Below are 25,512 nucleotides of genomic sequence, written 5' to 3'. Positions count from 1 at the left end.
TCGTCGGCGCAGACCATCTTGATGGCCTCCAACTCCGCGCCCACATCGACTGTCGTGGTGCCGAGGTCCTCGGGGTTGACGTCATAGCCGGGGGCAAACGCCGACAACCGGTCGAATAGCAACCGTTGTTTGTCGGTGCACAGCTCATAGGACCACGCGATCACATCGGTGATGGTGCGGTGCCGGCTTTCCGACCCGGTGCGCGGCCCGTGGCGCCAGCGCATCCGCATGTCGTCGGATTCACCGCTGAGCTGCTTGAGGATCATCGACAACGGTTCATAGAACATCCGCGCGGCTGCCAGCCGCACGTACAGTGGATGTCCATGCATGTGCCGGCAGATTTGCTGAGCCAACTTCACCTGATCCGGCTCGGTGATCGAATGACCAGCCAGTTCGGCGCGATGTTGAAACAACTCCAGCGACTGGGCGCCCGACAACGGCGGCACCGTGACCAACTGCTCATCGACCCAGCCGACCGGCTCGCGGCTGGTCGCTAAGATCGTCAACCCCGGCACCGCATCGAGCAAATCGGCGATTACCTGTCCGGCACCGGCGAGCACATGCTCACAGTTATCTACAAGCAACAGCGTGTCGATGACCCGCCCGGCCGCATCCACTGGCGAGAGCCTCTGCACTGCACCGTCCCACGCCGAGACACCCATGAACCCGTCCACTAGCACCGCCGCGGTGACCGCCTCCCGCACCGCCGTCGCATCGGCGCCCTTGGGCAAGTGCGCCAGCCGGACCGCGAACACCGGCGTGTGCCGCGCTTTGTGCAACCGGCGCGCGGCTTCTTCAGCCAACCGAGTCTTGCCGATACCGCCCGGGCCGATCAACGTCACCAACCGAGCCGGACCCATCACCAAGGCGCCAACCCGACCTAACTCCCGCTGACGACCGACAAACCGACCCCGAACAGGCGGCAACCCAGCCAGGTCACCTGGGTCCCCTGCGCGCACGTCTCAAAAGATACTCCCAAGATCTCACGCGAGAATGGCTCAGACATCTCAGGCTCACCAGGGCATCGGCTGCCCAGCCACTACAAATGGTTCTCGTAGAGATCGCAGCCATCCAACCCGAGGCCGCAGCCAGGACGCCTCCACGACTTCAGCAGAAAGCCCACACCCCGGACTTACACCGTTGGAATGACCCGTCCAAGCGGGCTCGCCGGTCCGACGGATTCGGTTCGAATAGCGTAACCGTTGTCACGGCCAGGCCCGTCGAGTCGGTAACCCATTTGCGATTCAGCCGTCTCGGCGTTGAAGCTCGAGTCCGCCAGGTCGAGTGCTAGTCGTGCATCCTCGCCGGGATTCTGGTGCGGAGCCGGCGAACCCGGACAGGTGCTCGTGGCGCATCAGCGGATCTCCAGGCACGCCGCCACCGTTGGCCCAGGCGGCACAGGTAGGCGGTCATCTTGCGGCGACGGTACGGATACGAACATTCACATAGCCGGAATCGTCACTCGGCGATAGTCCCTGGCGGCCCGTTTGTGGCACGCTCAGCCCGGTGGCCGGCGCTGAACGGAAGATCGTGGTTTCTCCGAGCTGTTGCGTAGAAGATGGGAGCGTTCCTGCGAAATGCGGTGGCGGAGATCTTGTGGAACGAAACGAACTATATCCTCGCGTGACTTGATCACCAGCTTCTGAAATATCGACGACATTTGCGCATCGGTGGTCTTGGTCGAAGTTCCCCGGCGCACTCCGATGCCGCTATTGGGCCAGCCCGCCGCGGCGAGGATCGCTACTTCTTGTTCGGCCTTCGACAAGCTCTCCCAGTTCGAGGGGACCTTTGCAGTGAGATCGTCGCGAGACGATGCGCCGATCGACAATGTGCCCAGCGCGACTCGCTCCAGTTCGAAGCGCTCGAGAGACAGCTGGGACCCACGCTTCTCTGCGGCGGCATAGGCGTCTGGCCCGAGTACATCGCTGGCGATCTTCTTGGCCTTGGCGGTCTCATCGCTGAACGGACCCTGATTCTCGGCCATCGCGCCTAGCCGGGCTCGCTGTGACGTGACCCCGCCTGCCAGGTACGCGATCTCACGCGCCAGCTCGACCAGGTCGCGGCGACTGGCGTCTCCGGCCGCCATGCAGTCGGTGATCAATCGCGCCAACGACCATATTCGAATGTGAACCGCCCAGGTTGTGCTCCAATGGTCGCCGAGGGGTACGTGGTAGGCCAGTGCGGACCGGCCCAGCGGCAACGCCTCTCGCGCGTCACCGTGTTTGGTCAGCGCAATGGCCAACGCCATCTGAGCCCAAGCCTTTGCCCATCCCGCACCGGCCGCGGTGGTCCGCTCCAGGTGGCGATTAGCGATTGTTAGCGCCTGCTCAGCCGATCCGAAGAAACCAGCAGCCATCGCCTCGAACATCTCGCTCATCGCCTCACCGCCACGATCTGCTTGGCTGCGAAACTTCTCGCGGGCACGAGCGAACACCGCAATGGCCCGCGGATCGCGCCGGGCCAGCAACAGCTCGACACCCCAGGCATAGTCGACCACGGCAGGCAACCCAATATCGGTCTCTGGCTGATCACGCCAGTGCCCGCCGCGGGCCGCATCTGCATTGCACGCAGCGACACAACGGTCCAGAAGCTCAGCGGCGTCCTGAGGACGCCGCTGGTAAATCGCCAACCGCGCGGTCTGGGCCAACGCGGCAAGCTGCAGCTCGGTCAGCTCGCGATTCGATGAAAGGCTGGCCGCCAATGTCTGCTCGATGCGACTGCGGATCTCTGGCACCGAACCGATCAGGGGTGCCGAGCGAAGCGACAGCAGCCCAACACAGATCTGCAGCCCCACAACGGCTTGCCCCGCTTGCAAACTGTTGTCGATAGCACGCCGGATGTTGCCCCACGCCCCCGACGCCCACGTCAGCAACTCCTGTTCGGCTGGACCAAACCACTCAGCTTGCGTATAGAGGACCTTGTCGCGGTAGTAGTTGTAATGGCGCGCCGCCAACCGAGCCGGCTCGTCAACCTCCTCAGAAGAGCGCTCGGCCAACCGATCCTCGGCAAACAGCCGAAGGCTTTCCAGCAGAAAGTAGCGCACCGCATCAGCGGTCATATGCACCGATACCAGCGATTGCTCCACCAACCGCTCCAACAGCCCGCGAATCTCGCTGCGAGCCAACCAAACACCGGCTTGATCCCCGCGCCGAGCACCCAACCCAGCGTCGCAACCGCCCATCGGCACGTCATCGGCACACACAGCCTCGATGGCCTCCAACTCCGCACCCACATCGACCCCACCGCCACCGGCATCCGGATTGATGTCATAGCCCGGCGCAAACACCGACAACCGATCAAACAGCAATCGCTGCTTATCCCCACACAGCTCATACGACCACGCGATCACATCGCCGATGGTGCGATGACGGCGCTCCGACCCGATCCGTGGGCCATGGCGCCACCGCATCCGCATATCGTCGGATTCGCCACTGAGCTGCTCAAGAATCATGGGCAACGGTTCATAAAACATCCGCGCAGCCGCTAGCCGGATGCACAGCGGATGGCCATGCATATGCCCACACACCCGTTCGGCCAATCCGATCTGGCTGGGCTCGGTGATCGAATGGCCGGCCAGCTCGGCGCGTTGCCGAAACAACTCCAACGATTGGGCGCCCGACAACGGCGACACCGTGACCAACTGCTCATCGACCCAGCCCACCGGTTCTCGGCTCGTCGCCAGAATCGTCAGTCCCGGGACCGTATCGAGCAAATCGGCGATCACGGCTGCAACCCCTGCCAGCACATGCTCACAGTTATCCATGATCAGCAGCGTGTGCACGACCTTTCCGGCTACATCAACTGGCGACAGCGTCTGGACCGCGCCATCCCACGCCGAGGCACCGACGAACCCTTCCACCAACACAGCCGCCGTGACTGCCTCCTTGACCGACGCCGCATCGCCGCCCTTGGGCAACTGCGCTAGGCGCACACTCCACACGGGTGTGTGCCGTGCCCTATGCAACCGACGCGCGGCCTCCTCGGCCAGCCGGGTCTTACCGATTCCTCCCGGCCCGATCAAGGTCACCAACCGGGCCGGGCCCATCAACAGCGCGCTAACACGATCCAGCTCCAGCTGACGACCGATTAACCCGCCTCGAACAGGCGGCAAACCGGCCAGATCACCTGGATCCTTCCTGCGCACGTCTCAAAACGATACTCCCTGTCGCGCCAGAATGAGTCAGACATCAGCGTCTTCACCTGGGCAAAGGAGGCCCGGCCGGTCCCACGGGATTGTCTGATTCCCGGTGGATCTGATCCCGGCATCGGCTGCGTTTCCGATCGGGCTGCGGTGTGGGACCTCGCGATTGACGCGACTTGTCATCCATTTGGTGCGCAACACGTTTCGGAAGGGTGATGACCGGACCCCATTAATTGGTCCACGATGAACGAGAGTCGTTCGTTGAGGGTTACGGGTGGCAGCCTATCCGATTAGGGATGGTGGCCCGGGGTGGAGTGGGGTCGGATGCGATCATGACAGCATGGTGATGTGGCGGGAAGTCCAAGAGGCAGCGCCGAAGTTTGCCCAACGGGTGCAAGCACTATTTGATGCGCACAGGCACAAGACCATTGCCACGCTGCGAGCCGATGGGGCGCCACGGATCTCTGGAATCGAGACGGTGTTCGACGACGGCGTCCTGGTGTTCGGTTCGATGTCGAATGCGCGCAAAGGTGCGGATCTGCGCCGGGATCCACGGTTCGCATTGCACAGTGCCACGGTCGACCCGGTCGAGGGCTCCGAGGCGGAATGGCCGGGCGAAGCGAAGATCTCCGGGCGGGCGATCGTTTCCGGCCGGATCGGTGACGAACCGGACGGCGATTCCTTCCACGCGGACATCGCTGAGGTTGTGCATACGCGCCTCAACAAGGAGGCCACGATGCTCGTAGTCGAGTGGTGGACCCCGGTGCGCGGGCTGCAAAAGATCGAGCGCGAATAGCCGGCCTCGCGTGATGGGCGCAACACCGGCGATAGGTCGCTTCGGAGACACCCAGCTCCCGGCACACCGCCGCGGTGTCTTTCCCCTCGGCCAGCAGCCGATCGGCCGCCATCAGCTTGCGCACAACCTGCTCGGGGCTATGCCGCTTCCTCGTCGCAATTACCTTGTTGAGCCTTCCTGCCCACGTCGCGGGCCGCAAGACTCTCATAAGCCATGGATCAACCGATCGGGTCAGGCCAGTGACTTGCTATCGGTTGGACGTCGTACACCGTGCGGGCACCAACGCCCTTAAAGTCCGGAGCGCCTCGGCGCGGACGTGTTTGATGGCCGGGCACCTGGGGTCAACCAGATGGCGACCGGTGCTAACTCCCATGCTGTCGTACGCTCGCGAACTCATTCGAGCGTTCTCGCCTAACTACTGGTGCCCAGCGAACCCGATGCCGCATGGGAGGTAGTCGCGCTCAACGGACCATCGCCGCCGTCCGCGGAAGTCCTAGGCGTGGTCGAGTCAGCTTCGGCGAAGCTGTCGTCCCCCGGTACCCGCTGTATCGGAATTGCCACCGGCGTGGGGTGGGGTATGGCCGGCGGGGGCGAACTCGTATCGGAGTGACCGCTCGATGCGTGTCCCGAAACCCACGCCGCCCGACCTGCCGCCGAACTGCTGGCCACCAAACCGCCAGTCATTAACGAGTCATTCCAACCTATGGATTTGGTGAAGGGATTCGATCCTTGCTTACCCAGCGGGTACCAGCCCCGCTCGTACCGCTCGACATTATTCGCTTTAACGCCACCTTGAACCCCACCCTTAACCGCGCTGGCGATGCCACTGGTGAACACTGTCGCCGGATCAATATTCCCGCCGCTGACAAGGGTGCCCGCAGCGCTTGCCGCAGTACCGCCGACATAACCGGTTAGGACACCCTTGATGACTCCCTCGCCAGGGTTGTCCACCTCACGAAACGCAAGCGTGCCCTCCTCGGTGACGACTCGCTGGGTCGTCCACTTCAGGACATCCTTGAGGAAATCTTTGGTGCCCTGGTTAACCGCACCGCCGAGGAACCCGACGCCCGCGGACTTCGCCAGTTTCGACCAGTCCACGCCGTCGCGGTGGCCGTTGGCCATCTGAATGCTCTGGGCGGCCGACTCTTTTACCACGGCCCATTCGAGCTTCTCGATGCCCTCCCGCAGCAGCTCCTTGACAAGCGTTTTCTGGAGTGCGTGGTCGAGCTGGCCGAAGATCTGCTTGAGCAGATTCATGACGGCCTGACGAATCGAGTACCTGGTGAACGCCTCGGTGATCGGAATCATTTCCAAGGACGCACCCCAGGTCTCGGAGGCCGTCGCGTACGCATACAGGATTTCCACTGCGGCTTTCCCCAGGCTGGCAAGGATCGAAATCTTGGCGTATTCGATGGACGTGCCGGTTTTGTCGCAAAGCTCCCCGACAGCAGACATCGCCTCGGCGAGCCTGTCGACAGAGTACTCGCCGTGCAACACCATCTTGAACTGCTCGTCTGCGGCGGCCGCGGTTTCTCCGACGAGCACCGAAATCGTCTTGGCGTGAACCTTATTCACGCCGTCGGCCAGGGCCATCAATTCGCTCGACCAGTTACTCCAGTGTTGTGCGATGCGCCACATGCCGTCCTCGTCGGCGTCCGGCCACTCCGATCCGGCCAGGTACGAAACCCATTGCAGGTAGCCGGGAATCTCAATACTCACATGAAACTCGCAACGCGCTCAACAAAATTCGCGCGACGCCCCACTCGGATTTGCTGCTCGGGGGTATCGGGAGCCGTGTGCAGCCCTGGCCAGTAGTCGTCGAGCACAGCGAGCTTGGCGTTGATCGAGTTGTCGAGCCAGTGCATTTGGACGAGGTAGCTTTTCGCCACCCGCGAACTGATGGCCGATCGAGTCCTCGTCGGGCGGTGGCACACGAGTGGGCAGAGCTGACAGCGAGCCGCATTAGTTATTTGCTCTCCACCGTGAAGTACGCAACCGGCTCGTCCCAATGTCCTTGGCTATCATCAGACGTCGGGCCGGCGTCGGTGAAACGAGCAAGGTTCGGTATCGAGTCGCTGAGGTCGGGGATGTCCTCGACGATGCCAGGCAGCGACGGCAAGCCTCTGCGTCGCTCGCTCAGCGGTGCCAGTAACTCAGCCGAGCGCCGCGCGACTTGCCCGACAGCGGATTGGGCGGCCGCGGTGATATGCACACCGAGGTCAACGAAATCGAAATCGTCCAAGTACGACTCGTCGATCGCCGTATCGATCACGGTGCCTTGAGCGTTGACCGTCACTCGCACGGTGCCATCGGCGACCGCCGCTTTGGCCGTAAGCGTCGCCCGCTTCTTCTGCAGCTCGGCCAGATCAGCCGCCTGCTCCTCTACGAGTGCCAATATTTCAGCGAGTTCGTGACGAAACGCATCGTTTGTCAATAAACTTTCCCTGCACCTTGTTGAATCTGACGATTGACCGCTCGGGGGCTTTCCGTACTGACCCTCGATGAAGCCCGGCAGCTCATGCTATGTCGTGACTCGGCGGTTCGGTCACCCGAAACATCCTTGTTCGCAAAGAGTTCGGTTGCCCGCTAGATTGAAGTCAATTCGCTTCGCCAAAGCGTCGATCGGTCGTGATATTGCGATAACTATCGGTTGACACCGCGTTTACCACATCGAAAGCCGTTCTCCTGCAAAGAGAAACCGCGCACGCCCGTGACGTCCCAACCGCGGGTATATTGTCAGCGGTCTTGACCGCTACCGCCGGCATCAGCGCCAGTGAGCGACTCGGCACCATAGCGGTCTGCACCTCCGGGGCGCATCTTGCGAATCTGCTTGGGCGCCAGCACTGCGAGCGCGATCATCGACAGCGCCACACATGCGAACACACCCGACAACACGATGTTGCGTACCCGGTTGTTGCGGTCTGAGTGCCGCGGCCGTGCGACCGATGTGCCCATGTCCGGATTGGGCATGTTCTTCAACGGCGGCAATTGATATGTCAGCGCCGCAACCGGATCGACGACGCCATAGCCAGTCGCCGTGTTGGGGCCTGCTCCCCCGGTGTGCGCTGTGCGTTTAATGAGTTCGATGACCTGGCCGGCATTGAGTGCTGGAAAACGTGAACGCACCAGTGCCACTACGCCCGCTACGAATGGCGCCGCGAAGCTGGTGCCGTTGACCGGCACCAAACCGCGCTGGTCTTGCCAGGCGTTGATCAACCCCGGACCGTTGGGATCCAGCGAAACGATCCGCTCCCCCGGAGCGGCGACACCGACCCACGGGCCTTGAAGACTGAATTCCGACGGGCCCCCTGTCGGAGCCAACGCGGCGACGGTGAGCACATAGTCGGAAAACCACGCAGGGCTGGCGATCGTTTGAACCGTGTCCCATTGCCGCCACAGTGGCAAGTTCGGATCACGAACTACGTTCTGGGCAGAACACATCCCCTGTCCCTGCGTTTGGATGTTTCCGGCGGCAGCCACCACCACAACGTTGCGCTCGTAGGCGTAACGAAGCGCCGAGCCAAGTTCCGCGTCGTTCAAACCTGAGCCCACCGGCGCGCAGGCCACCTCCGACAGGTTAATCACTGTTGCACCCAGATCGACGGCCCGGGAAATGGCCAGGGCCAGCGTATGGATGGTGCCGTAGCCAGGCGACACCGTGTTGGGGTCGTCCTTCGTTGAGGCAGAGCCTTTTTCGGAGTACACGCCGCTGTTTTGCCGGATCGACAGGATCGTCGCTTCCGGCGCCACCCCGGCAAACGCATCGTCGGGACTCGGGGTAGCCGCGATAATCCCGGCCACCAGGGTGCCGTGCGCATCGCAATCCTGCAGACCGTCGGTCGCTGACACGTAGTCACCGCCGGCCTCAAGGGCCGGTAGCCGCGGGTGCCTGTTGACACCGGTATCGATGACTGCCACTTTCTGCCCGGCCCCGCGGGAGAACCGCCACGCGCTGGCCAAGTCGAGCTGCGTCTCAGCGCTCGGCCGCTGCCGGAAATCCGTCCCTGGTAAGACCCCGCCCGTCCCGCAGGTGGACTTCTGTTCCGTCGGATCGGGGGGAGCGACCGGTCCGCCGGGTGGCGGTCCGGGGGGCACGATCGGCGGGGGCACCGCCAACGCCGGCGCAGCGACGACAGGCGCCGCCCACAGCGCGGCCGCCCCACACGCGACCCATCGCTGGACGCTGCGCCTCACCGGATCCCCAGCCATGCGTAAGCGTCGACGGCCCACAGCGCCGCCGGGATCAGCGCCGCGTATGCCGCGTACTGCAGATATGCCCACACAGTTGCCCAGCGCTGCGGCCGATATCCTCCGGCCACCCTCAAACCGACCACGGAGGCCATCACCGCAGCGGCCATCAGCGCGCCGATACCGGTCCATGCCATCGCAGTGGTACCGCCCTGAGCGCTGAGTGCTCCCACGACGACCAGGGCCGCGGCGGCAACAGCAAGCGGCACCCGCTCGCTCCCACCGTCCGGCAGCCGGGCATGCAAACCGAGTGCGCCGGCACAGACTCCGGCGAAAACCAGTGCGGCCCAGTCTCCTTCCGCCTGGGACCGGAGCACCGCCGCGACACCGCAGAACACGCTGGCCGACAGACCCGTATAGAGGGCGGACCGGGTAACCGCGGCCGCCCGCACGGTCGCCCATACCGCTTCTGCCGTCGGCATTGCCCCGAGCGAAGGAGTCGAGGGCGCCTTGGAGGGGGAGTCGGTCGAGGACCCATGCGGCGTGAACGGGGTAGCGAACATTGCCGCCTCCGGCTCGGCGTCGGGCCCTTCGGCGGAGGGCTCAACCGGCGCCAGCCTCCCAGTCAGCCTTGAGACCCTCAGGCAGGCTAGCGCGGCAGCCACCGCCAACACCGCACCGACCGCCTGCGCGGACCCCCCGAGGGCGTGGCCGAGCATCATCAAGCAGCCTCCAGCGAAGAGGATGCCGCTGGCCAGGTAACCCCACCGCCCCGTCCCAATCGCCCGATAACACGCGATATTCAGCACCACCATCAGCGCGCAACCGGCGGCCACGCCGTAGTCGCCGAACCCCCGCACCAGCGTCCACACAATCGCGGCATCAATCGGGATGGTGGACCAGCCTGCCGCGGCCCCGACATCGGCTCGTCCGTACGACCGGTGGGCCAGCGTCGCGGCGCCGACCGTTGTCGCGGCAACAACCACCGCCAATCCCACAACGAGCGCGTGCTGCGCGCCCATTTTGACACCCGCCAGGAAGTACACCCAGACCAGCGAGACCACCGCGAGCGCCGCGAACGACATCCAGCGAGCGGCCCCGCCATCCCAACCTGCATATGCCGCCTTGTTCAGCCGCGCCGCGGCATCCACCACGTCGTCGTAGAGCGTCGGCGCGGACCGGGTGCTCTCGTCCGTCAGCCGTAACAGCTCACCGTCGACCACGCCGGCCGCGCGCAGGGTCTCGTTCGGCTCCAGTGGAACAACCGGGTCGAGCCGGCTGAGCACCCAGAAGGCGTCGCGCATCGCCGCCCACGACGCGTCGGTCGAGGCCTCGACGTCACGGGAGCGCACCAGCTTGACCAACCCCGGCAGCAGGGTTGCCACCGGAATATCAAGCGGCAGTGCCACATCCAATTGGGTGCGGCCCCCCACCACCGACACTCGGACATGCTGGGGGGCGGCGGAGATCCCCGTCGCATGCCCAACTTCGCGGATCCCGGTCACGGGTCAGGCATCCGGGATAGCTGGATCACGCCGCTTTTCACGGTGCGGGACACCAGCATTCCCCTTCCCGGCGGCATTTCGGTCGCTTTGTATCCGCCGAAGAGGCCGCCCTCGTCCTTGGAGCCGCTCATCACCAGGCCATTACACGACAGGTCTTTTAGCCGCCCGATGATCGGGTCCATCATCGCCCTGGCGGCTCCGCCGATGCGCCGGGTGACCACGGTCCGCAGCCCGATATCACGGGCTAGCGGAAAGTATTCGACCAACGGGCCCAGCGGGTGGTTCAGTGAACCGCTCCCGATCAGGTCGTAATCATCAATCAGGACATACACATCCGGTCCGTTCCACCACGAACGGTCCTTGAGCTCTTGCGGAGTGATGTCGCTGGGTGGTAATCGCTCCTTCAACGACTCGGCCAGCGCGGTCATCAGTTCCGTACAGGATTGGGTCGCCGTGGCGTACCCGCCGATGTAATCGGCGTCGACCATCCCGAGCATGGAGCGCTGGAAGTCGATCAGGATGACCTTGCACTCCTCGGGCGTCGCGTTTTCCATGATTCCTTGCGCGATGTTGCGCAGCAGCTCGGTTTTGCCGCATTCGCTGTCGCCGAACACGACCAGATGCGGCTGGGCGTCGAAACGCAGTACGACAGGCGCCAGCTCGGCTTCGTCGATTCCGATGGCGATGCGCGACTTGTCGAGCAACCCGCCTTTGCGCGCGGCCTCCACGACCGCGTTCCTGTCGACGTTGTGTGGCAGCATCCGCACGCCCGGTGCGGTGCGCCTACCATAGACGGTGCCAACCGCATCCACTGACTTCGCCACGCCGGCCGGCAGATCCTCGATGGCAGAACTGGAGTCAAGCCTTGGCAGCGCGATCAGCATATGCAGCCGCTCGCCGGTCATGCCGCGGCCAGGTCGACCGATCGGGACGAGCTCGGCGAACTTGCGGCCCACCTCGCTGTCGATCGGATCGCCCATCCGCAACTCGATGCGGGAACCGAGCATGTCTTTGACCGCGGGGCGGATCTCCATCCATCGAGTCGCCGAAATCGCCACGTGGATTCCATAGGACAAGCCCTGGATCGCCAGCGCCTGCAGAATCGGTTCCAGGTAGTCGAAATCGCTCTTGATCGACGCCCAGCCATCCACCACCAGGACAACATCGCCGAATCTATCTTGGCTCAGCGGATCTTGGGCAGCCACCTCAGGCGTTAGGGTCGCAAGCTGGGCTTTGCGCTGGCGGAAATCGTGCATCGATTCGATACCTAGATCACGGAAGCGCTGTTCCCGTTCGCGTAACAGCCCCGACACTTCGGCGATGGTGCGCCGTATGCGGTCGGCATCCATGCGGCCCGCGACCCCGCCGACGTGTGGCAAGTTGGCCAAGCTCCCCAGGGTGCCACCGCCGAAGTCGAGACAGTAGAACTGAATCTGTTCGGGCGTGTGGGTGGCTGCGGCCGACATGATCAGGGTGCGGAGCGCTGTGGATTTGCCCGACTGTGGCCCCCCAACTACCGCGACGTTCCCCAAAGCACCTGAGAGGTCCACCATGAGCAAGTCCCGGCGCTGATCGTATGGCCGGTCCACCAAGCCCACCGGCATCCGCAAGCGCCCGTTGATATTTCGGGGATCACTCCATGCGGAGTCGGGCAGCAATTCGTTGATGGGTGGGCTCTCATCCAGCGGCGGAAGCCACACCTCGTGGGCCGGACGCCCATGGCCACGCAGGCGGCTCACGACGACATCAAGCAAGATGGTCTTGGCCGGGCGTGCCGACGTGTCGGGCGCAGGCTCGGCCGCCGGCAGTGCCGTCGCCTCTAGCCCGGGTGGAGGCGAATCCTTTTTCACCGGAGTCGCGGTGAACAACTTCGGAGCCAAGGAGCCAGGCGAAAGCACGCGCCCGCGACGCCGCACCGCACCCGGCTTGACGTACTCACCCGACACGTAGCAGGTGTTGAACCGGACAGGTTCATCGGCGTCGCATTTGAGAAACGCCGAACCTGGGATGCTAGGCAGGTGATAGGCATCGGGGACGCCGAGCACACTGCGCGACTCGCCGGCCGAGAACGTCTTGAGTCCGATCCGATAGGACAGATGCGAATCCAACCCGCGCAGCTTGCCTTGTTCTAGACGCTGCGAAGCCAGCAGCAGGTGAATGTGCAGCGATCGGCCCAGCCGGCCGATCATAACGAACAGCTCCGCGAAATCCGGTTTCTGAGCGAGCAATTCGGAGAATTCATCGACGATGATGAACAGCGCGGGCAACGGGTCCAGCTCGGCGCCGTTGGCGCGCGCACGTTCGTACTCGAGAACGTTGGCAAATCCGGCCGCGCGCAGCATCTCCTGGCGCCGGTTCATTTCCCCGGCAAGCGCGTCGCGCATGCGGTCGACGAGTATCAATTCGTCTTCGAGGTTGGTGATGATCGCCGAAATGTGCGGCACGTCATCCAACCCCAAGAACGTCGCACCGCCCTTAAAGTCGACCAGCACCAAGTTCAGGACCTCCGGCGAATGTGAGGTGATCATTGCCAGCACCAGGGTGCGCAGAAATTCGGATTTACCCGAGCCGGTGGCGCCGATGCACAACCCGTGTGGGCCCATCCCCCCCTCGGCGGACTCCTTGATATCCAGCTCGAGCGGCTGTCCGTTCGGGGTGAAACCGATGGGCACCCGCAGCCGCTCGCGTGGTGAGCGTTGCCGCCATACTTCCTCCGCGACGATTTCGGCGGCATCGGGAATCTTGAGCAAAGTCATCAGGCCGGGGTCGGTGGCCCGGGAATCCAACTCCACACTGACAATATGCGCGGCATTGGCCAAGCGATAACGGCCGAGCTGGCGAGCCGCGGCCTGAGCCTCGGTAAACCCCAACCGGTCCGGCGTCGCGAACCGTTCCACACCTGCCCTGGTACGCGCGCCCACGTTGTCGGGCTCGAGCACCAGTTGTAGCGCCCGGCTATTGCTGTGCCCGTCGGGGGGGCCGGTCAGGTCGAGCACCGTCACACTGTCCAGGCCGGAATCGGTGACCAGGCGTTCGTCACCGGTGAGATAGCCATCATCGATGACCACCACCAGCTGCCGCAGCCCCTGGGTGGGCGGGGCATTTCGGGTGAACCGGCCGCGCTCTTCTAGGTCGGCCGACAACGCCTGCTCCAGCAGCTCGAGCGACGGAAACAGCAGCCTCATCGGCCCCATCCCGTCGCGCAGCGTCGGATGCTGTGCCTGCGGCAGCCACTTAACCCAACTCCAGTTCTCACCGTCAGGGTTTGCGGTCACTACAGCAACCTGAATGTGATCGGGGCCGTGGAAGGTGCAAAGTTCCAACAACATCGACCGCACGAGCTGCCTGCACAGCTTGCCATCGCCCTCGAAGGTGACGCTGGGAAAGGCGCGCAACGAAACCGCAGTCGGAAGCCCGTGCACCACCGAACGAGTCTTGACGAACCGGCGCAACGCAACCGTGGAAACCGGTTCGAGATCTTCTGGTGGCCCGGTCTCGGGCGCCAGGAATCGGGTTGCCAACCGATGGGTCCCGATCCCCACGCGAACATGGCAGAAGTCCTGATCGGAAGGACGGCGCTCCCACATCCGTCGGGTTCCCGCCAAGTCGGCCAGCGTGCGTGGGTCGGGGTGGCTCCACTCCAGCGCGGCGCGCTGTTCGTCGGCCGTCTTGTCCGCCTCATCGCGCAGCGCCGCGAGATAACTGAAGTAGTCTTTGCGTTCCTCGTTAAGTTCGGCCGCGGCCTTCCCTGAGCGCCCTCCCATGCCGCCGGTAAACATGCCGACCATGGCCATAACCATCATCATCGGATACATCAGAAACATTGGGTTGCGTGTCAGATCACGTCCGCCGACTGTGACCATCAGGGCGATCATCCCGACCACCGCAACGATCATCACGAACGGCATCAGCTTCATCAGTAGCTTGCCCGGAATGACCCGCGGGACATCCGGCGGCGGCTGCAGATTGACCTCACCGCCGGGCATGCGCGGCGGCGCCACTCGCAGACGTCGTACGAACCCTTCGGTAGCCACGGTATCTCCCCATCTGAGACTCGGTGTATCATCGTAACCCACCGAGGTGCCATAACCGCCACCGGAAAATGCACAGCAAAGGGATTGCGCTATTTCGCTGCCGCTGCCGTCGTCGCTACCACAACCGGATGCCGAGCCGGACTCGGAGCCGGAACTCAGTCGCGTCACGGTGATCGTCGGCGAACTACCGCTGGACGTCGGGCTTCCGACCGATGCGAGTATCGGGGCCCTGGCCGACGACGTCATCGAGCTTGCAAATTCTCATCTGTCTACTCAGCCCGAACCACCCGACGTCGAATTCGATACCACCGAAGGCAAATGGACGCTGGCTCGCCCAGGCGCCGAAGCGTTCGACCCGCACCGCTCCTTGGCGGACGTCAACGTCTACGACGGCGACGTGTTGGTGATCCGTGAGATCGGAACCCCTTGCGCCCCGTTGCTCTTCGACGATATCGACGTTGACGACGTGGACACTGCGGTAGCCGACCAGCAACGGCTACGCGGGTTAGCGCATGACACGCCGATGATCGGGTGTTTTGCCGTTAGCATGATCGCCTCACTTACCACCGGGCTGCTGCTGATTCGTCACCCCCCCGCAATGCCGGTGATCGCAACCGCGCTGGCCGTAGGCTCGGCGGGGGCACTCGCCGGCTGGATCTTGGGGCTCCTTGCTGCGAACACTCGGGCGTCGCCGTGGCTTAGCGCGGTGGCGATCCCGCTGATCTTCACCGGCTCGCTGCACATCGTTCCCGACGCTTCGCAGGCGAGCTCGCTGCCAATCGCCTTCGGGCTCACCGGACTTGTCGCGCTCGTGGCACTGCTGACCTCCGACCTCGGCCGCTCGTTGTACACCGTGCTGGTTGGGCTCTCGATTTTGGGCACCGCCACCACCGTCGCGAACTTGCTGTGGTCCCCCCCGCTGCGCACCACGGGCGCCATTCTGGCCACCGCGTCGGTCATCGTCGTCTACCTCGCCCCCAGGGTGACAATCCTGTTGTCGCAACTGCCGGTACCTCCGGTGCCCACCGCCGGGGAGCCGCTCGATGACATCGAGACACAGGGCGGGACCACTGTGGAAGGCGTCAATGCCGTCGGCAAACAGGTAGTCCCCAGCGAGGAAGGCATGATTAAGCGGATCCGGCCTTCCAACCAATACCTGACCGGTATCGTGGCAGCAGCCACGATCGCCGCCGCCGTCGGCAGCTACCTGGCGGTCGACGTGAGCAACGGATTCTTCTGGCAGGGAACGGCTTTCGCGATCACGGTCGCGACCGTCCTATGCTTGCGGGGCCGCAGCCACTACGACCTCGTCCAGTCGGCCACGCTGATCGGCGGCGGCCTGCTCACCGCGTTTGCGCTCATCGTGAAGACCGCGACCCACCTCGACGGCTGGCAAATCAACGCGGCCCTGGCTCTGGCCATCGTGATGGCGCTGATCGTTGCATGCGGTCTGATCGCACCGCGACTGGAATTCTCGCCAGTGATGAAACGTCAGGTCGAGATCCTCGAATACCTTGCGATCACAATGCTCTTCCCGTTGTGCTTCTGGATCATCCGAGTGTATGCAGTCTTCCGGGAACTGCGGCTCTGAGCTCTACCATGGTTCGACCATCGCTTGCTACGGGTCTGCCGACATGACGTCGTAGGCGATCAGCGCGACTTGTGCAGCGTAGCGGGTCGACGGCGGTAAGGGGTCCTGTCACTCCGGATTCGATTTTCACGCTGCGGTAGCCGGGGATGGCGCCGACGAGCCTCGCGATCACATCACAGCGCATGATCTGCGCCCAACTCCTGCCACACCGTACGAGCATGTGCCCGGATCGCCCAAATCCGCCGCGCGTTTTTGATCCGCGGGGATCGGCTCGTGTCTACAGTCTCGCCGCAATGCGGGGGTGGATAGGTGTGTCACCTATCACCTCCCGATGTGCCTAGCATCACACCGCAAGGAGAATCCTGCTATGTCCCTTAGCAGGGTAGCTGTCGGGTTATGCGTCGACCGCGCTGAGCACGGCGCTGGCGAAATGCGCGGTGTCCCACGGTCTCAACCAGTCGGAGCGACGCACCCAACGCGGCTGAGCGGGGATAGCCACACCGCCTGCGTTGCGGAGGAGGTCCACGGAAAATATGTCGTCGCGAGAACCCTCACGTCGATTCCGTTGCGCGCGCAGCAGATGCCGAATGCACCACCAAAATTTCGACAAGGATGACAGCTGATTGGCGCCTAACAACGACTACCGACCGGGGCGCGACGGCCAGCAAACAAGGCCACAAACCAACAGACCATGAAACTTAAAAACCACGAAAGCTTAAGGAGTCCACTATGACAATCACAACTTCAGCGCCAACGCTAACCCTGGAGCGCCCGCCGCTGCAGGTACCGCGCAGCGGCGAGGTCGCTCGACTTCTCGTTCGCTGCCCTGACCAGCGCGGCGCGGTCGCAGCGATCGGCACGTTCTTGTCGCAGTGGGGAGCAGAAACCATCTCGCTGGATCAGCATACAACCGACTGCCGGACCGGAGAACTCTTCCAGCGCACAGAGTTTCACTTGCCCGAGTTCAGCGCTCGGCGGGAACGGTTCGAAGAAGACTTTCAACGCAACGTGGCGGCCACGTGGCAGATGACGTGGAGCCTGGCGTCAGCCACAACCCCCAAGCGAATCGCCATCATGGCGTCAAAACGCGACCACTGTCTGGTCGATCTGCTCTGGCGCGCGCGACGCAAGGAATCGCCGTTTAGCGTCGGTATGGTCATCTCCAACCACCCCGACCTCGAAGAGCAGGTACGTTCGTTCGGCTTTCCGTTCGTGCACATCCCGGTGGCGCGAGATCGCAAGGCGGAGGCCGAAGCCCGGCAGCTCGAGCAGCTACACCGCGAACATTTCGACTTAGTGGTGCTCGCCAGGTACATGCAGATCCTGTCGGCCGAGTTCGTCGATGCGGTGGGATGCCCAATCATCAACATCCACCACTCGTTCTTGCCGGCGTTCATCGGTGCAGACCCATATCGGCGGGCAAAAGATCGAGGCGTCAAACTAGTTGGGGCAACAGCACACTACGTCACCAAAGACCTAGACGAAGGCCCCATCATCGAACAAGACGTCGCCAGGGTGACCCACCGCGCGTCGCTGGATGATGTCGTGCGACTTGGCGCGGAAGTCGAGCGCAGCGTGTTGTCGCGCGCCGTGCAATGGCACTGCGAAGACCGCGTGATACGACACGGCAACAGCACGATCGTGTTCTGAGATGGCGCCGCAGCCGGGCGCTGAGCGAGTTACTCAGTACCGGTCACGAATTGGAGGATCAAGATATGAACGGCACAACCACGACCAGACATCGCCCCACCGGGCCAGTGCTCTACGATGTACGTGGCGACGAACGAATACCGCGCCAAAAGTGTAGTTGTGGTTCCTGGTATTGCGTTGAGCACATTGCCAAAGCATCCGGCGGCAAGAACCACCACCCCGGAGGGTTTGAGGCCCTTGTCTGAGATCTCAAAGGGCGTCTGACGGCCGCGGCAATGTCAGCGGAGCCTCGAAGCTGAGCACGCGATCGTTGGTGTGTCGACCGCAATGTCATCGACAACGGATCAGTTGATACCGCCAGCTGTGCAGCTCCAAAGTGGAACGGACCCACAACCTTTGGGCTTCCGCACGAACAACGTTCCGCTCGCGCCCAGCCCAGATGATGGCGCGAGCGATGGAGTTGAATTCGCTAACAGCTGGTGGGCCCGGATTTTGCGCGGCGTCTATAGACCCCCAGCGCAGCCGCCAAGCTGAACCCGAATCGGTCGGACCCACTCACCAGCACCAGTTACCACAGCGCAGATTTCAACCGCAGCTAAACATGCGCGTCCACTTGACGTGCCGGACGTGCCGGCCGCCCTCGCGAATGTGGGCACCATGCAGTCTTCCGCGAGCCGTAGCTTTCTGATGCAGTGCTCAGCCTTTGGGTTGTTGGACCGTCGTTCCGTACGGGTCTGCCGGCATGCCGTCGTGGGCGATCAACGCGGCCTGTGCAGACAACTCCGGTCCCGGCGGTAACAGTGAAATGACCGGCCACGGTCCGCGTTGCGGAGTCTCGTCCTTGGCGTTGTCAGCCTTGACACCGGTGAGCCCCAACGCCGCGGCCGACTGCGGATCCTTGATTTCAAAGCGGACCCCGACATCGGAAACGTAGTACAAGCGACCCAAGGACCTGCTATCCGGCTCCACGCCGGTGGCTTGGATGAACTCGCCGGTTCCCGGCGTCAGATATGCGCTGTCCAGCCCGGGCCCACCGCCGTCGGCGGTAGCCAGCCGCACCGGCTGCGCCTGACGCGGCAGCGGCAGCCGGTGTCCGACCAGCAACCGGGTGGTGGCTTGGGCGGCGCTGTTAGCGCGCTGCCATGCCATGCACACGACCGGATCTGATTCCACACCAACGAGCCGCGGCGAGACGACCGGGTAATGGTCGACAGGCAAGCTGTGCACCACCGGTGCTTGGCTCACCATCGCCGGCGACACATCCCGCCAACCCTGGGCAGCGACCGACGCGCCGCCGCTATAACGGATGATGTCGGCGGTAGCTTCCGAGATCGGCTGAATACCTTCCCGCAAGACCACATATAACTGTTGCCCGCGTGAGTCGGACGTTTTCAGAATCGAACCAACGCGATACCCCGAACCGAGATAGCCGACGTCCTCCCCCGCGCCCGGAATACTCACCCGCACTATCGGATTCACCAGCGGGATCGAGTTGAGCAGTCCCGGCGAAATGTCGCGCACATTGCCGCCATCGAGGTGTAGCGCGCTCATTAAGACCCCATCCGTGGCATCGACCGCAGCACGCATGCCCTGGTAGATCAAGAAAGCGGCGGGACCTGATCGGGTCAGGATCATCTCCGCGAGGCTTGCTGCCCGGATGCCGGCATCGAGCACCGGATTATTGGCCAGCACCGTCGTCTCGACGCCCGACGTCCCCGAGGACTCCGCTGTCGGTGTTTGCGTGCTGTCGCATACCGTCCACGATGAGGCAGCCGGCTCGTCACCGGCATGGATGCTCGTTGGTGCACCGACGATTCCGACCATGGGGCCCCGGGCCAGCTGGTTGAGAAACTTATCGTCGACTTCTTTCGGCGTGTCGCTCTTCCCAACGATTAACCGGGCTGAGGCCAGGTTCAAGATCGGATGGACGCGGTCCCCGATCCGGACAAACAGCGCACCATTTGACTTGCTGAGCAGTATCTGTGCGTCGCCGAGATTCGGGGTGGGTTTGAAGAATGCCAGTATGCCCGCGGCGCCGGCAATGAGCACGCCGACAACCAAACCGACCACCAACGACCGCATCTGGCCCCGCATTGGGTCATGAATCATCCGAGAATCTGCCCGGATCAGCGCGTGCTCGAGGCGCCGGATCAAGAACCGGTACCCATTGACCTGTGCACGCGTCGTCACTTGCGCTGGCATGGAAGCCTCGTCATTTTCCCAACAGCTGCTAGACTAGATACACAGTGTATCGCACGGACGGTGCGCATGGAAAACCAACGACATCACGCCTGGCGGAATCGAGGTAAGCAGACCGTGCCCGACCGCCGTACGCCGCGCCCGGGCGACAAATCGTCCACATCTGGTCGGCTGCTCGACAGTGTCGACATCGTCCCGGAGCGGTTGTTGCCGCGCGCCGATCTCCTACTTTTGCAAGTATCCATCGTGATCGGGATCATCGCCGCCCGGCTGCTGAGGTTCCCAGGCTGGCATGGGGCCGCATTCGGCGCGGCCGTCGCATCGATATTTCTAGTCCGCTTTCATAGGCTCACCTTGCCGCAATGGGCAACCCTGCGGCTGCGCTATCTTTCGGGACGCCGAAACAAATCGCGCAGAGTGCCACTTCTCGCTGAGCCTTTCGATACCGAGATCGGTGACGGATCCCAGATCGGCTTTCGATGGGACGGAAAGACACTTCTTTCGCTATTGAAGATCGAAGAAAACCCCCAAGCCATGACCGTGCTGGAACCAGGCACGACGGTCTCCGGGGAAATGCTGTCGATCCAGCTGGTCGCCGGCTGTCTGCGCCAGTTCGACATCGAGCTCGACTCGATCGATGTGATCAGCCAAGGAGCCCGCTCGCACGGTCACAGCCCGATCGCCGCGATCTATGACGCCGTGCTTGGCCCGCTTCCCGCGATCGCTCAGCGCACCGTGTGGGTCGCGTTGCGCTTTGATCCCTCGGTGTGCGCCGAAGCAGTCCGGCGCCGCGGCGGTGGACGTGAGGGAGTCCTCAGAACCGCCACCACAGCCACGCGGCGCGTTGCCAATCGACTCATCGAAGCCGGACTGCGCCCCCGGGTGATGACGTCCAGTGAAATCGCCTACGCCACCAACCAGTTGTCGAACGGCGTGAACTTACGCAACGTCGACGAGACGTGGCACAGATGTAAGCAGGGAAACTTTCAGCTGCAAAGCTTTTCGGTGAAGTCCACCATGCTGACCACCGCCGGAGTCGGTCTGCTCTGGACCATTCCAAGCTACTCCACAACGGTGTGCGTCTCGCTTCGACGGGACAAGAAGCATGACTTGGTCAAGATCCGCGGTCTGACGCGCTTCGATACTCACGGGCGCAGCCAGGTCTATCTAGACGGCTTGGAAGAATTTCCAGGCCAACAATTTTCGGCGTTGGCTGCCACTTTGCCGGTGTCGCAGCCCAAACGGTCGGTCGGCCGGTGGGCGTTCGGCAGGGGCGAGAAGGCCTTCGACAACCTGGCTCTACCGGCCTCGGGTTGCGGGCAGGTGATCGGAGCCGACGCACAAGGCCGTGCGGTGGCACTGCCGCTCTTCGGTCCACAGATCCGCCGCGTGGAGATTTGCGGCGAACTGCACTTGGCCCAACAGGTACTGCTACGCTCGCTGGCTCTGGGCGCACGGGTGCGAGTCCACACCAGCCGGCCCGCCGCTTGGTGGCACATGGTTGAAAAGGTCGGCGATCGAGGGCTGTTGTGGGTGGCCGACTCCGGGCGCGGATCCATCCAGGCCGGCTCGGATCGCAACTATTCAGTGGAGATGTTCGACGGGCTCGCGGCTCAGTCAGTACGCGTCGGAGTGACCGTGATGGTGCTGCAGGCCCCGCACACCGAGCCCTCGGAGCATTGCGATGTGGTCCTGGAACTGCTCGACGGCACCACCGACACCGTCAAGGTCAGTACGAGCTCAGGATCGGCGGTCGTGACCATTGTGGCCACAGACGAAGAGTTGCGCTTCGTGAAAACCTCCGTAGGCGGCCAACGCTGACGCCGCTCGCGGCGCGGCGTCAAGCGATCGCGCATCGCCAGCACAGCAGACAGAAGGGAAAATCATGACATACCAATACGGGGGCCCGGGCTGGTATTCGACGCAATCTCCAGCTGCCTACGGCGCTTACCCGCCGCAAGTCTCCCGTGCCGCCAACCAGCGCACCAATGCGGCAAATCGAGCGATCTGGCTGATTTTCGTGCTCGGCCTAGCAACCTATGTCCTCAGCTACAGTGCGGCCGCGCCCTTCGCCGGCATTTCATGGGCGACACGGTTCAGCATGTTGGCGGCGCTCGCTGCGGCTTTGGGTCTGCTTCCACGACAGAGCGCTCACACCAAATCGATGTCGGCCTTGGCGGTAATGGGCTTCGTTGAGGCGCTGGCACAATTGGTCACCGGCGACCAGAGCCCCAACTGGGCCACAATCGTTATCGTCGTTCTCACTGCGCTGCAAGCGTTGACGGCGATCGCAGTCTTGCTGATCCAACTCAGAACACTCGGCGCGGTCGACGAGGGAACCCCTTCATACGACGAGGTTTACGCCTCCGATGCCCAGGCTGCCCAACGGTATTACGCGGCACACGATCAGCGACCGGTTCAGGCGCAAGGCACGGCGCAGGCCCAATCCGCGGCTAGCGCACAAGCGCAACAGTCTGCCGCTGCACGCTATGCGCTCTACACGGAATATTTAAACGCGCAGCAATCCGGCCCGCATGCGTCTGCCTCCTCTCCACAGTCGGGCCAACGCGCGCAGACCACCCAACCGGCAGCGGGCACCAACGTTCCGACAAGCCGCTCGGCCGAAAGCATTCGACCAGAAACCGACTCCCCCACTGGGTCGTCAACACAAGCCGCTTTCTGAAGTTCCCCACCGCCGCGCCACTGCCGGGATTCGTCCGCACCGATTCGCTCAGTACTGCGCGCGCAACGGGGGGATGTTAGGGACCTCGGGCGCGTCGCGGATATCCTCGATCGTCATCTTGAAGGTGGCAGGATAGGCCTCGCGCCGGCTGCGGCGGGCGGGCTCGGTGGTGCGCCAGCTGTACAGGCACCGCGCGCACTGAAGGACATCCCAGCGGCCGGGAAGTGGTGACGTCGAGAGCTTTTCGATAGCCTCGTCCGCACAGCGCGGGCACATGATGGCCTCTACCGATTCGAACCCGCCCTCACCCATGCGCCCAGCGTTCGCGATACCCGGCCAATCTCGGATCACCTGGCCGACCCCCGTTGATGGATTGCACTCGCGTCGTGCTCGCCCCGTCATCTCGCGTGCAGATGTGGGCGGCGGGTTACGCCCGGCGAGGGCCTGAAGCGTCGTGAGCCACGCGTCAACCTCGGGCAAGTCGTTGACCTGATTGCTGTAGTTGCCGCGACATTCGGGTTCAGTGGGGGTGGTGGCGTCGATGATGAGTTTGTCGACGATGCCGGCAGGATCAGCTTGAGGAGCAAGGCCCATCACCGAGAGGTTCGGGATCACGATCAAGTCGCGAGATGGAATCATCTTGGTCGACAGCGACCACATCACCTGCGGCAGGTTGAACGGATCGACGTCTCCATCAACGACGATGACAGTAGCCGCGTATCCCAGACCATGCGCAGTGGTCAGGACACGAACACCGACGGCTTTGGCGAAGCCTCCATAGCGCTTGTGGGTAGAGACGATCGCGACCAGGCCATGTGTATACATGGCGTTGACCGCCTGCACCTCAGGGAACTCGCGCTTGAGCTGCTTATAGAGCGGCACGCAGGTATTGGCGGCCAGCAAGTAGTCAAGTTCGGTCCAGGGCATCCCCAGGTAGAGCTGTTCGAAGATCGGGTTCGTGCGATACGAGATCGCCTCGACGCGGATGACGGGCGTCTTGCGCCCACCAGTGTAGTGACCAGTGAACTCCCCAAACGGGCCTTCGATCTCGCGTTTGCGGCACTGAATAACGCCGTCGATGACTACCTCAGAACCCCACGGAGCGGGCAGGCCGGTTACTGGGGCCTTGGCGATCGGCGCGGGAGCCTCGCGCAGGGCCCCAGCCAACTCAAACTCGTTTTCGTCGTAAGCCATTGGGGTGGAGGCGACAATAGAGATCACTGGATCGTTGCCGATGGCGATAGCGACGGGCAGGTCTTCACCTCGCTCCTCGGCCTTACGCAGGTGCTGAGCGATGTCGTGCATCGGCGCCGCCTGCAAAGCCAGGGTGCGGGGGCCCTTGACCTGGATTCGGTAGATACCGACGTTTTGCTTGGCGGAGTTCTCCGGGTCGTCGGGGTCTTCTGAAACAACCGCCGCCTTATCGATGTAGAAGCCACCGTCGCCGTCGTTGAGGCGGAACAGAGGAAGGACATCGAAAACGTTGGCTTCTGCGCCTTGGAGTTGGTTCTGCGCCCATAGCGGATCTGCGCGCCATTCGGGCTTGACGGGAAACTTGGTCCAGCGACGCATGAACTCGCCAACCTGATCCTTGATGGCACTGCTCTTGTCCATACCCAGAGCGAGGGCGTGGTTGGCCCAGGAACCGTGCACGTTCATCGCGATGCGGGCATCGGCGAACCCGGCAACATTGTCGAAATACAAGCCAGGAGCGGCATCACCCAAACGGCAAACAGCGTTGGCGGCAGCAGCAATGTCTGGTTCCGGCATCACCTCGTCGGCGATGTGCAGCAGCTGCCCCGCCTCGTCGAGTGCCCGTAGGAAGCTGCGCAGATCGTCATAGGCCATGGTGAACTCCCTTAGGTCTCTGGCGATTCGGCAGACCGCACACCGCCCCACCGACACGCAACACTGATGCCTGTCGGGCCCTGCCGACGAACGCGCCTGATGCTTGCCGGGGTCTTCATTTTTGCCCGGCAGGAGCGTGGTGCGGCGCGCCGGTCCATCGCGCCTTGGATGGTGTTGGGATCCCAAACTGGTCGAGGATACGGACGATGAGGTGGTCGACGACATCGGTGAGCGAGTCTGGACGATGATAAAACCCGAGCACAGGCGGAAAAATCACTGCACCCATCTTGCGCAAAGCCAGCATGTTTTCTAAATGAATCTCGTTCAGGGGGGTCTCTCGCGCGACGAGCACTAGAGGGCGTCTCTCCTTGAGACAGACGTCGGCCGTTCGAGAAATCAGCCCATCGGCATAGCCGAGTCGGATGCTGGCGAGTGTTTTCATGCTGCACGGCACGATGACCATGCCATCGGTACGATAAGAGCCGGAGGAGATCGGGGCCCCCAGATCGCCGGGTTTGTAGGCAATGTCGGCGAGCTTGGCGACTTCCCTTACACTATAAGGGGTTTCCAGTTCGACCGTGCTGCGCGCCCAGCGACTCATCACGAGGTGGGTGCGCACGTCGTCGAGCTCATGCAAGTGTTCGAGAAGGCGCACGCCTAACGGCGCGCCGGTAGCGCCTGTCATCGCAACGATCAGTTCCACGGCTTCACCTTTCGGCCTCAAATCAACTAGGGCACGACATCTGCGCTCACCCGCGCACACGACCCTCGGAATCCCCCAAGGCCATCGAGACTTGAGGGGAACTGATCTAGGTAAGAGTCGTTGACCATCGACATCCACATCAGCGCACTGGTTTTGTGGAAATGCCGGCCAACA

16 protein-coding genes and 1 pseudogene are annotated in these 25,512 nt (G+C 63.1%); 5 read left to right on the top strand and 12 right to left on the bottom strand.

Translation table 11 applies throughout. The annotated features are described in order from the left end of the window. A partial coding sequence (locus tag ACQI5H_RS20340) for an ATP-binding protein (protein ID WP_427081116.1) occupies positions 1-842 on the bottom strand: 842 nt, incomplete at its 3' end. Positions 843-1,498: 656 nt separating this feature from the next. Beyond that, the gene (locus tag ACQI5H_RS20335; protein WP_427081115.1) at positions 1,499-4,144 is read right to left on the bottom strand and encodes a helix-turn-helix transcriptional regulator; all 2,646 of its coding nucleotides are present in this window, start codon (positions 4,142-4,144) and stop codon (positions 1,499-1,501) included. Between the two features lie 337 nt (positions 4,145-4,481). On the opposite strand from ACQI5H_RS20335, the gene ACQI5H_RS20330 reads away from it, so the two are divergent. Continuing rightward, positions 4,482-4,937: a pyridoxamine 5'-phosphate oxidase family protein gene (locus ACQI5H_RS20330; RefSeq protein ID WP_427081114.1), complete on the top strand. Its 456-nt coding sequence runs from the start codon at positions 4,482-4,484 to the stop codon at positions 4,935-4,937. Positions 4,938-4,962: 25 nt separating this feature from the next. On the opposite strand, the pseudogene ACQI5H_RS20325 reads toward ACQI5H_RS20330, so the two are convergent. The 7 genes and pseudogenes from ACQI5H_RS20325 to eccCa form a co-directional block, all read right to left on the bottom strand. Further along, positions 4,963-5,097: pseudogene (locus ACQI5H_RS20325) on the bottom strand (transposase); the annotation flags it as partial. Positions 5,098-5,348: 251 nt separating this feature from the next. After that, positions 5,349-6,656, bottom strand: coding sequence for a hypothetical protein (locus tag ACQI5H_RS20320; RefSeq protein WP_427081113.1), 1,308 nt, complete (start codon positions 6,654-6,656; stop codon positions 5,349-5,351). Further along, a complete protein-coding gene (locus ACQI5H_RS20315) occupies positions 6,653-6,802 on the bottom strand; it encodes a hypothetical protein (protein ID WP_427081112.1) in 150 nt (49 codons plus the stop codon). Before ACQI5H_RS20315 ends, ACQI5H_RS20320 begins: the two co-directional genes overlap by 4 nt. A gap of 101 nt (positions 6,803-6,903) precedes the next feature. Further along, a complete protein-coding gene (locus tag ACQI5H_RS20310; protein WP_427081111.1) occupies positions 6,904-7,371 on the bottom strand; it encodes a YbaB/EbfC family nucleoid-associated protein in 468 nt (155 codons plus the stop codon). 302 nt (positions 7,372-7,673) lie between these two features. Beyond that, on the bottom strand, positions 7,674-9,146 hold the full coding sequence (mycP, locus tag ACQI5H_RS20305; RefSeq protein ID WP_427081110.1) for a type VII secretion-associated serine protease mycosin: 1,473 nt from the start codon (positions 9,144-9,146) through the stop codon (positions 7,674-7,676). After that, the gene (eccD, locus tag ACQI5H_RS20300) at positions 9,128-10,567 is read right to left on the bottom strand and encodes a type VII secretion integral membrane protein EccD (RefSeq protein ID WP_427081109.1); all 1,440 of its coding nucleotides are present in this window, start codon (positions 10,565-10,567) and stop codon (positions 9,128-9,130) included. Before eccD (ACQI5H_RS20300) ends, mycP begins: the two co-directional genes overlap by 19 nt. 59 nt (positions 10,568-10,626) lie before the next feature. Further along, a complete protein-coding gene (gene eccCa, locus ACQI5H_RS20295) occupies positions 10,627-14,664 on the bottom strand; it encodes a type VII secretion protein EccCa (RefSeq protein WP_427081108.1) in 4,038 nt (1,345 codons plus the stop codon). Between the two features lie 169 nt (positions 14,665-14,833). Between eccCa and eccD (ACQI5H_RS20290) the strand changes: the two genes are divergently transcribed. Both eccD (ACQI5H_RS20290) and purU read left to right on the top strand, forming a co-directional pair. Next, complete coding sequence (gene eccD, locus ACQI5H_RS20290) at positions 14,834-16,255, top strand: type VII secretion integral membrane protein EccD (RefSeq protein WP_427081107.1); 1,422 nt, start codon at positions 14,834-14,836, stop codon at positions 16,253-16,255. Positions 16,256-16,984: 729 nt separating this feature from the next. Beyond that, complete coding sequence (gene purU / locus ACQI5H_RS20285) at positions 16,985-17,905, top strand: formyltetrahydrofolate deformylase (RefSeq protein ID WP_427081106.1); 921 nt, start codon at positions 16,985-16,987, stop codon at positions 17,903-17,905. Positions 17,906-18,601: 696 nt separating this feature from the next. On the opposite strand, the gene eccB is transcribed toward purU, so the two are convergent. After that, entirely contained in the window at positions 18,602-20,107 is a 1,506-nt protein-coding gene (gene eccB / locus ACQI5H_RS20280) for a type VII secretion protein EccB (protein WP_427081105.1), read from the bottom strand. Here eccB and eccE point away from each other — a divergent pair. Continuing rightward, positions 20,006-21,925 carry a type VII secretion protein EccE gene (eccE, locus tag ACQI5H_RS20275; RefSeq protein ID WP_427081104.1) on the top strand — a complete coding sequence of 640 codons (1,920 nt, stop codon included), beginning with the start codon at positions 20,006-20,008 and terminating at the stop codon, positions 21,923-21,925. The genes eccB and eccE overlap by 102 nt on opposite strands. Positions 21,926-21,989: 64 nt before the next feature. Beyond that, on the top strand, positions 21,990-22,787 hold the full coding sequence (locus ACQI5H_RS20270; RefSeq protein ID WP_427081103.1) for a DUF5336 domain-containing protein: 798 nt from the start codon (positions 21,990-21,992) through the stop codon (positions 22,785-22,787). Positions 22,788-22,835: 48 nt separating this feature from the next. Here the strand turns inward: ACQI5H_RS20270 and ACQI5H_RS20265 are convergent, their stop codons facing one another. Further along, on the bottom strand, positions 22,836-24,635 hold the full coding sequence (locus tag ACQI5H_RS20265) for a non-oxidative hydroxyarylic acid decarboxylases subunit C (protein ID WP_427081102.1): 1,800 nt from the start codon (positions 24,633-24,635) through the stop codon (positions 22,836-22,838). 115 nt (positions 24,636-24,750) lie between these two features. Then, positions 24,751-25,338, bottom strand: a complete 588-nt coding sequence (locus ACQI5H_RS20260) for a UbiX family flavin prenyltransferase (RefSeq protein ID WP_427081101.1) — start codon at positions 25,336-25,338, stop codon at positions 24,751-24,753. Positions 25,339-25,512: the final 174 nt, after the last annotated feature.

Origin of the sequence: Mycobacterium heidelbergense, assembly GCF_050205645.1 — a bacterium.
GTDB lineage: Bacteria > Actinomycetota > Actinomycetes > Mycobacteriales > Mycobacteriaceae > Mycobacterium > Mycobacterium heidelbergense_A.
This window is presented reverse-complemented; position numbering and strand designations above follow the sequence as displayed.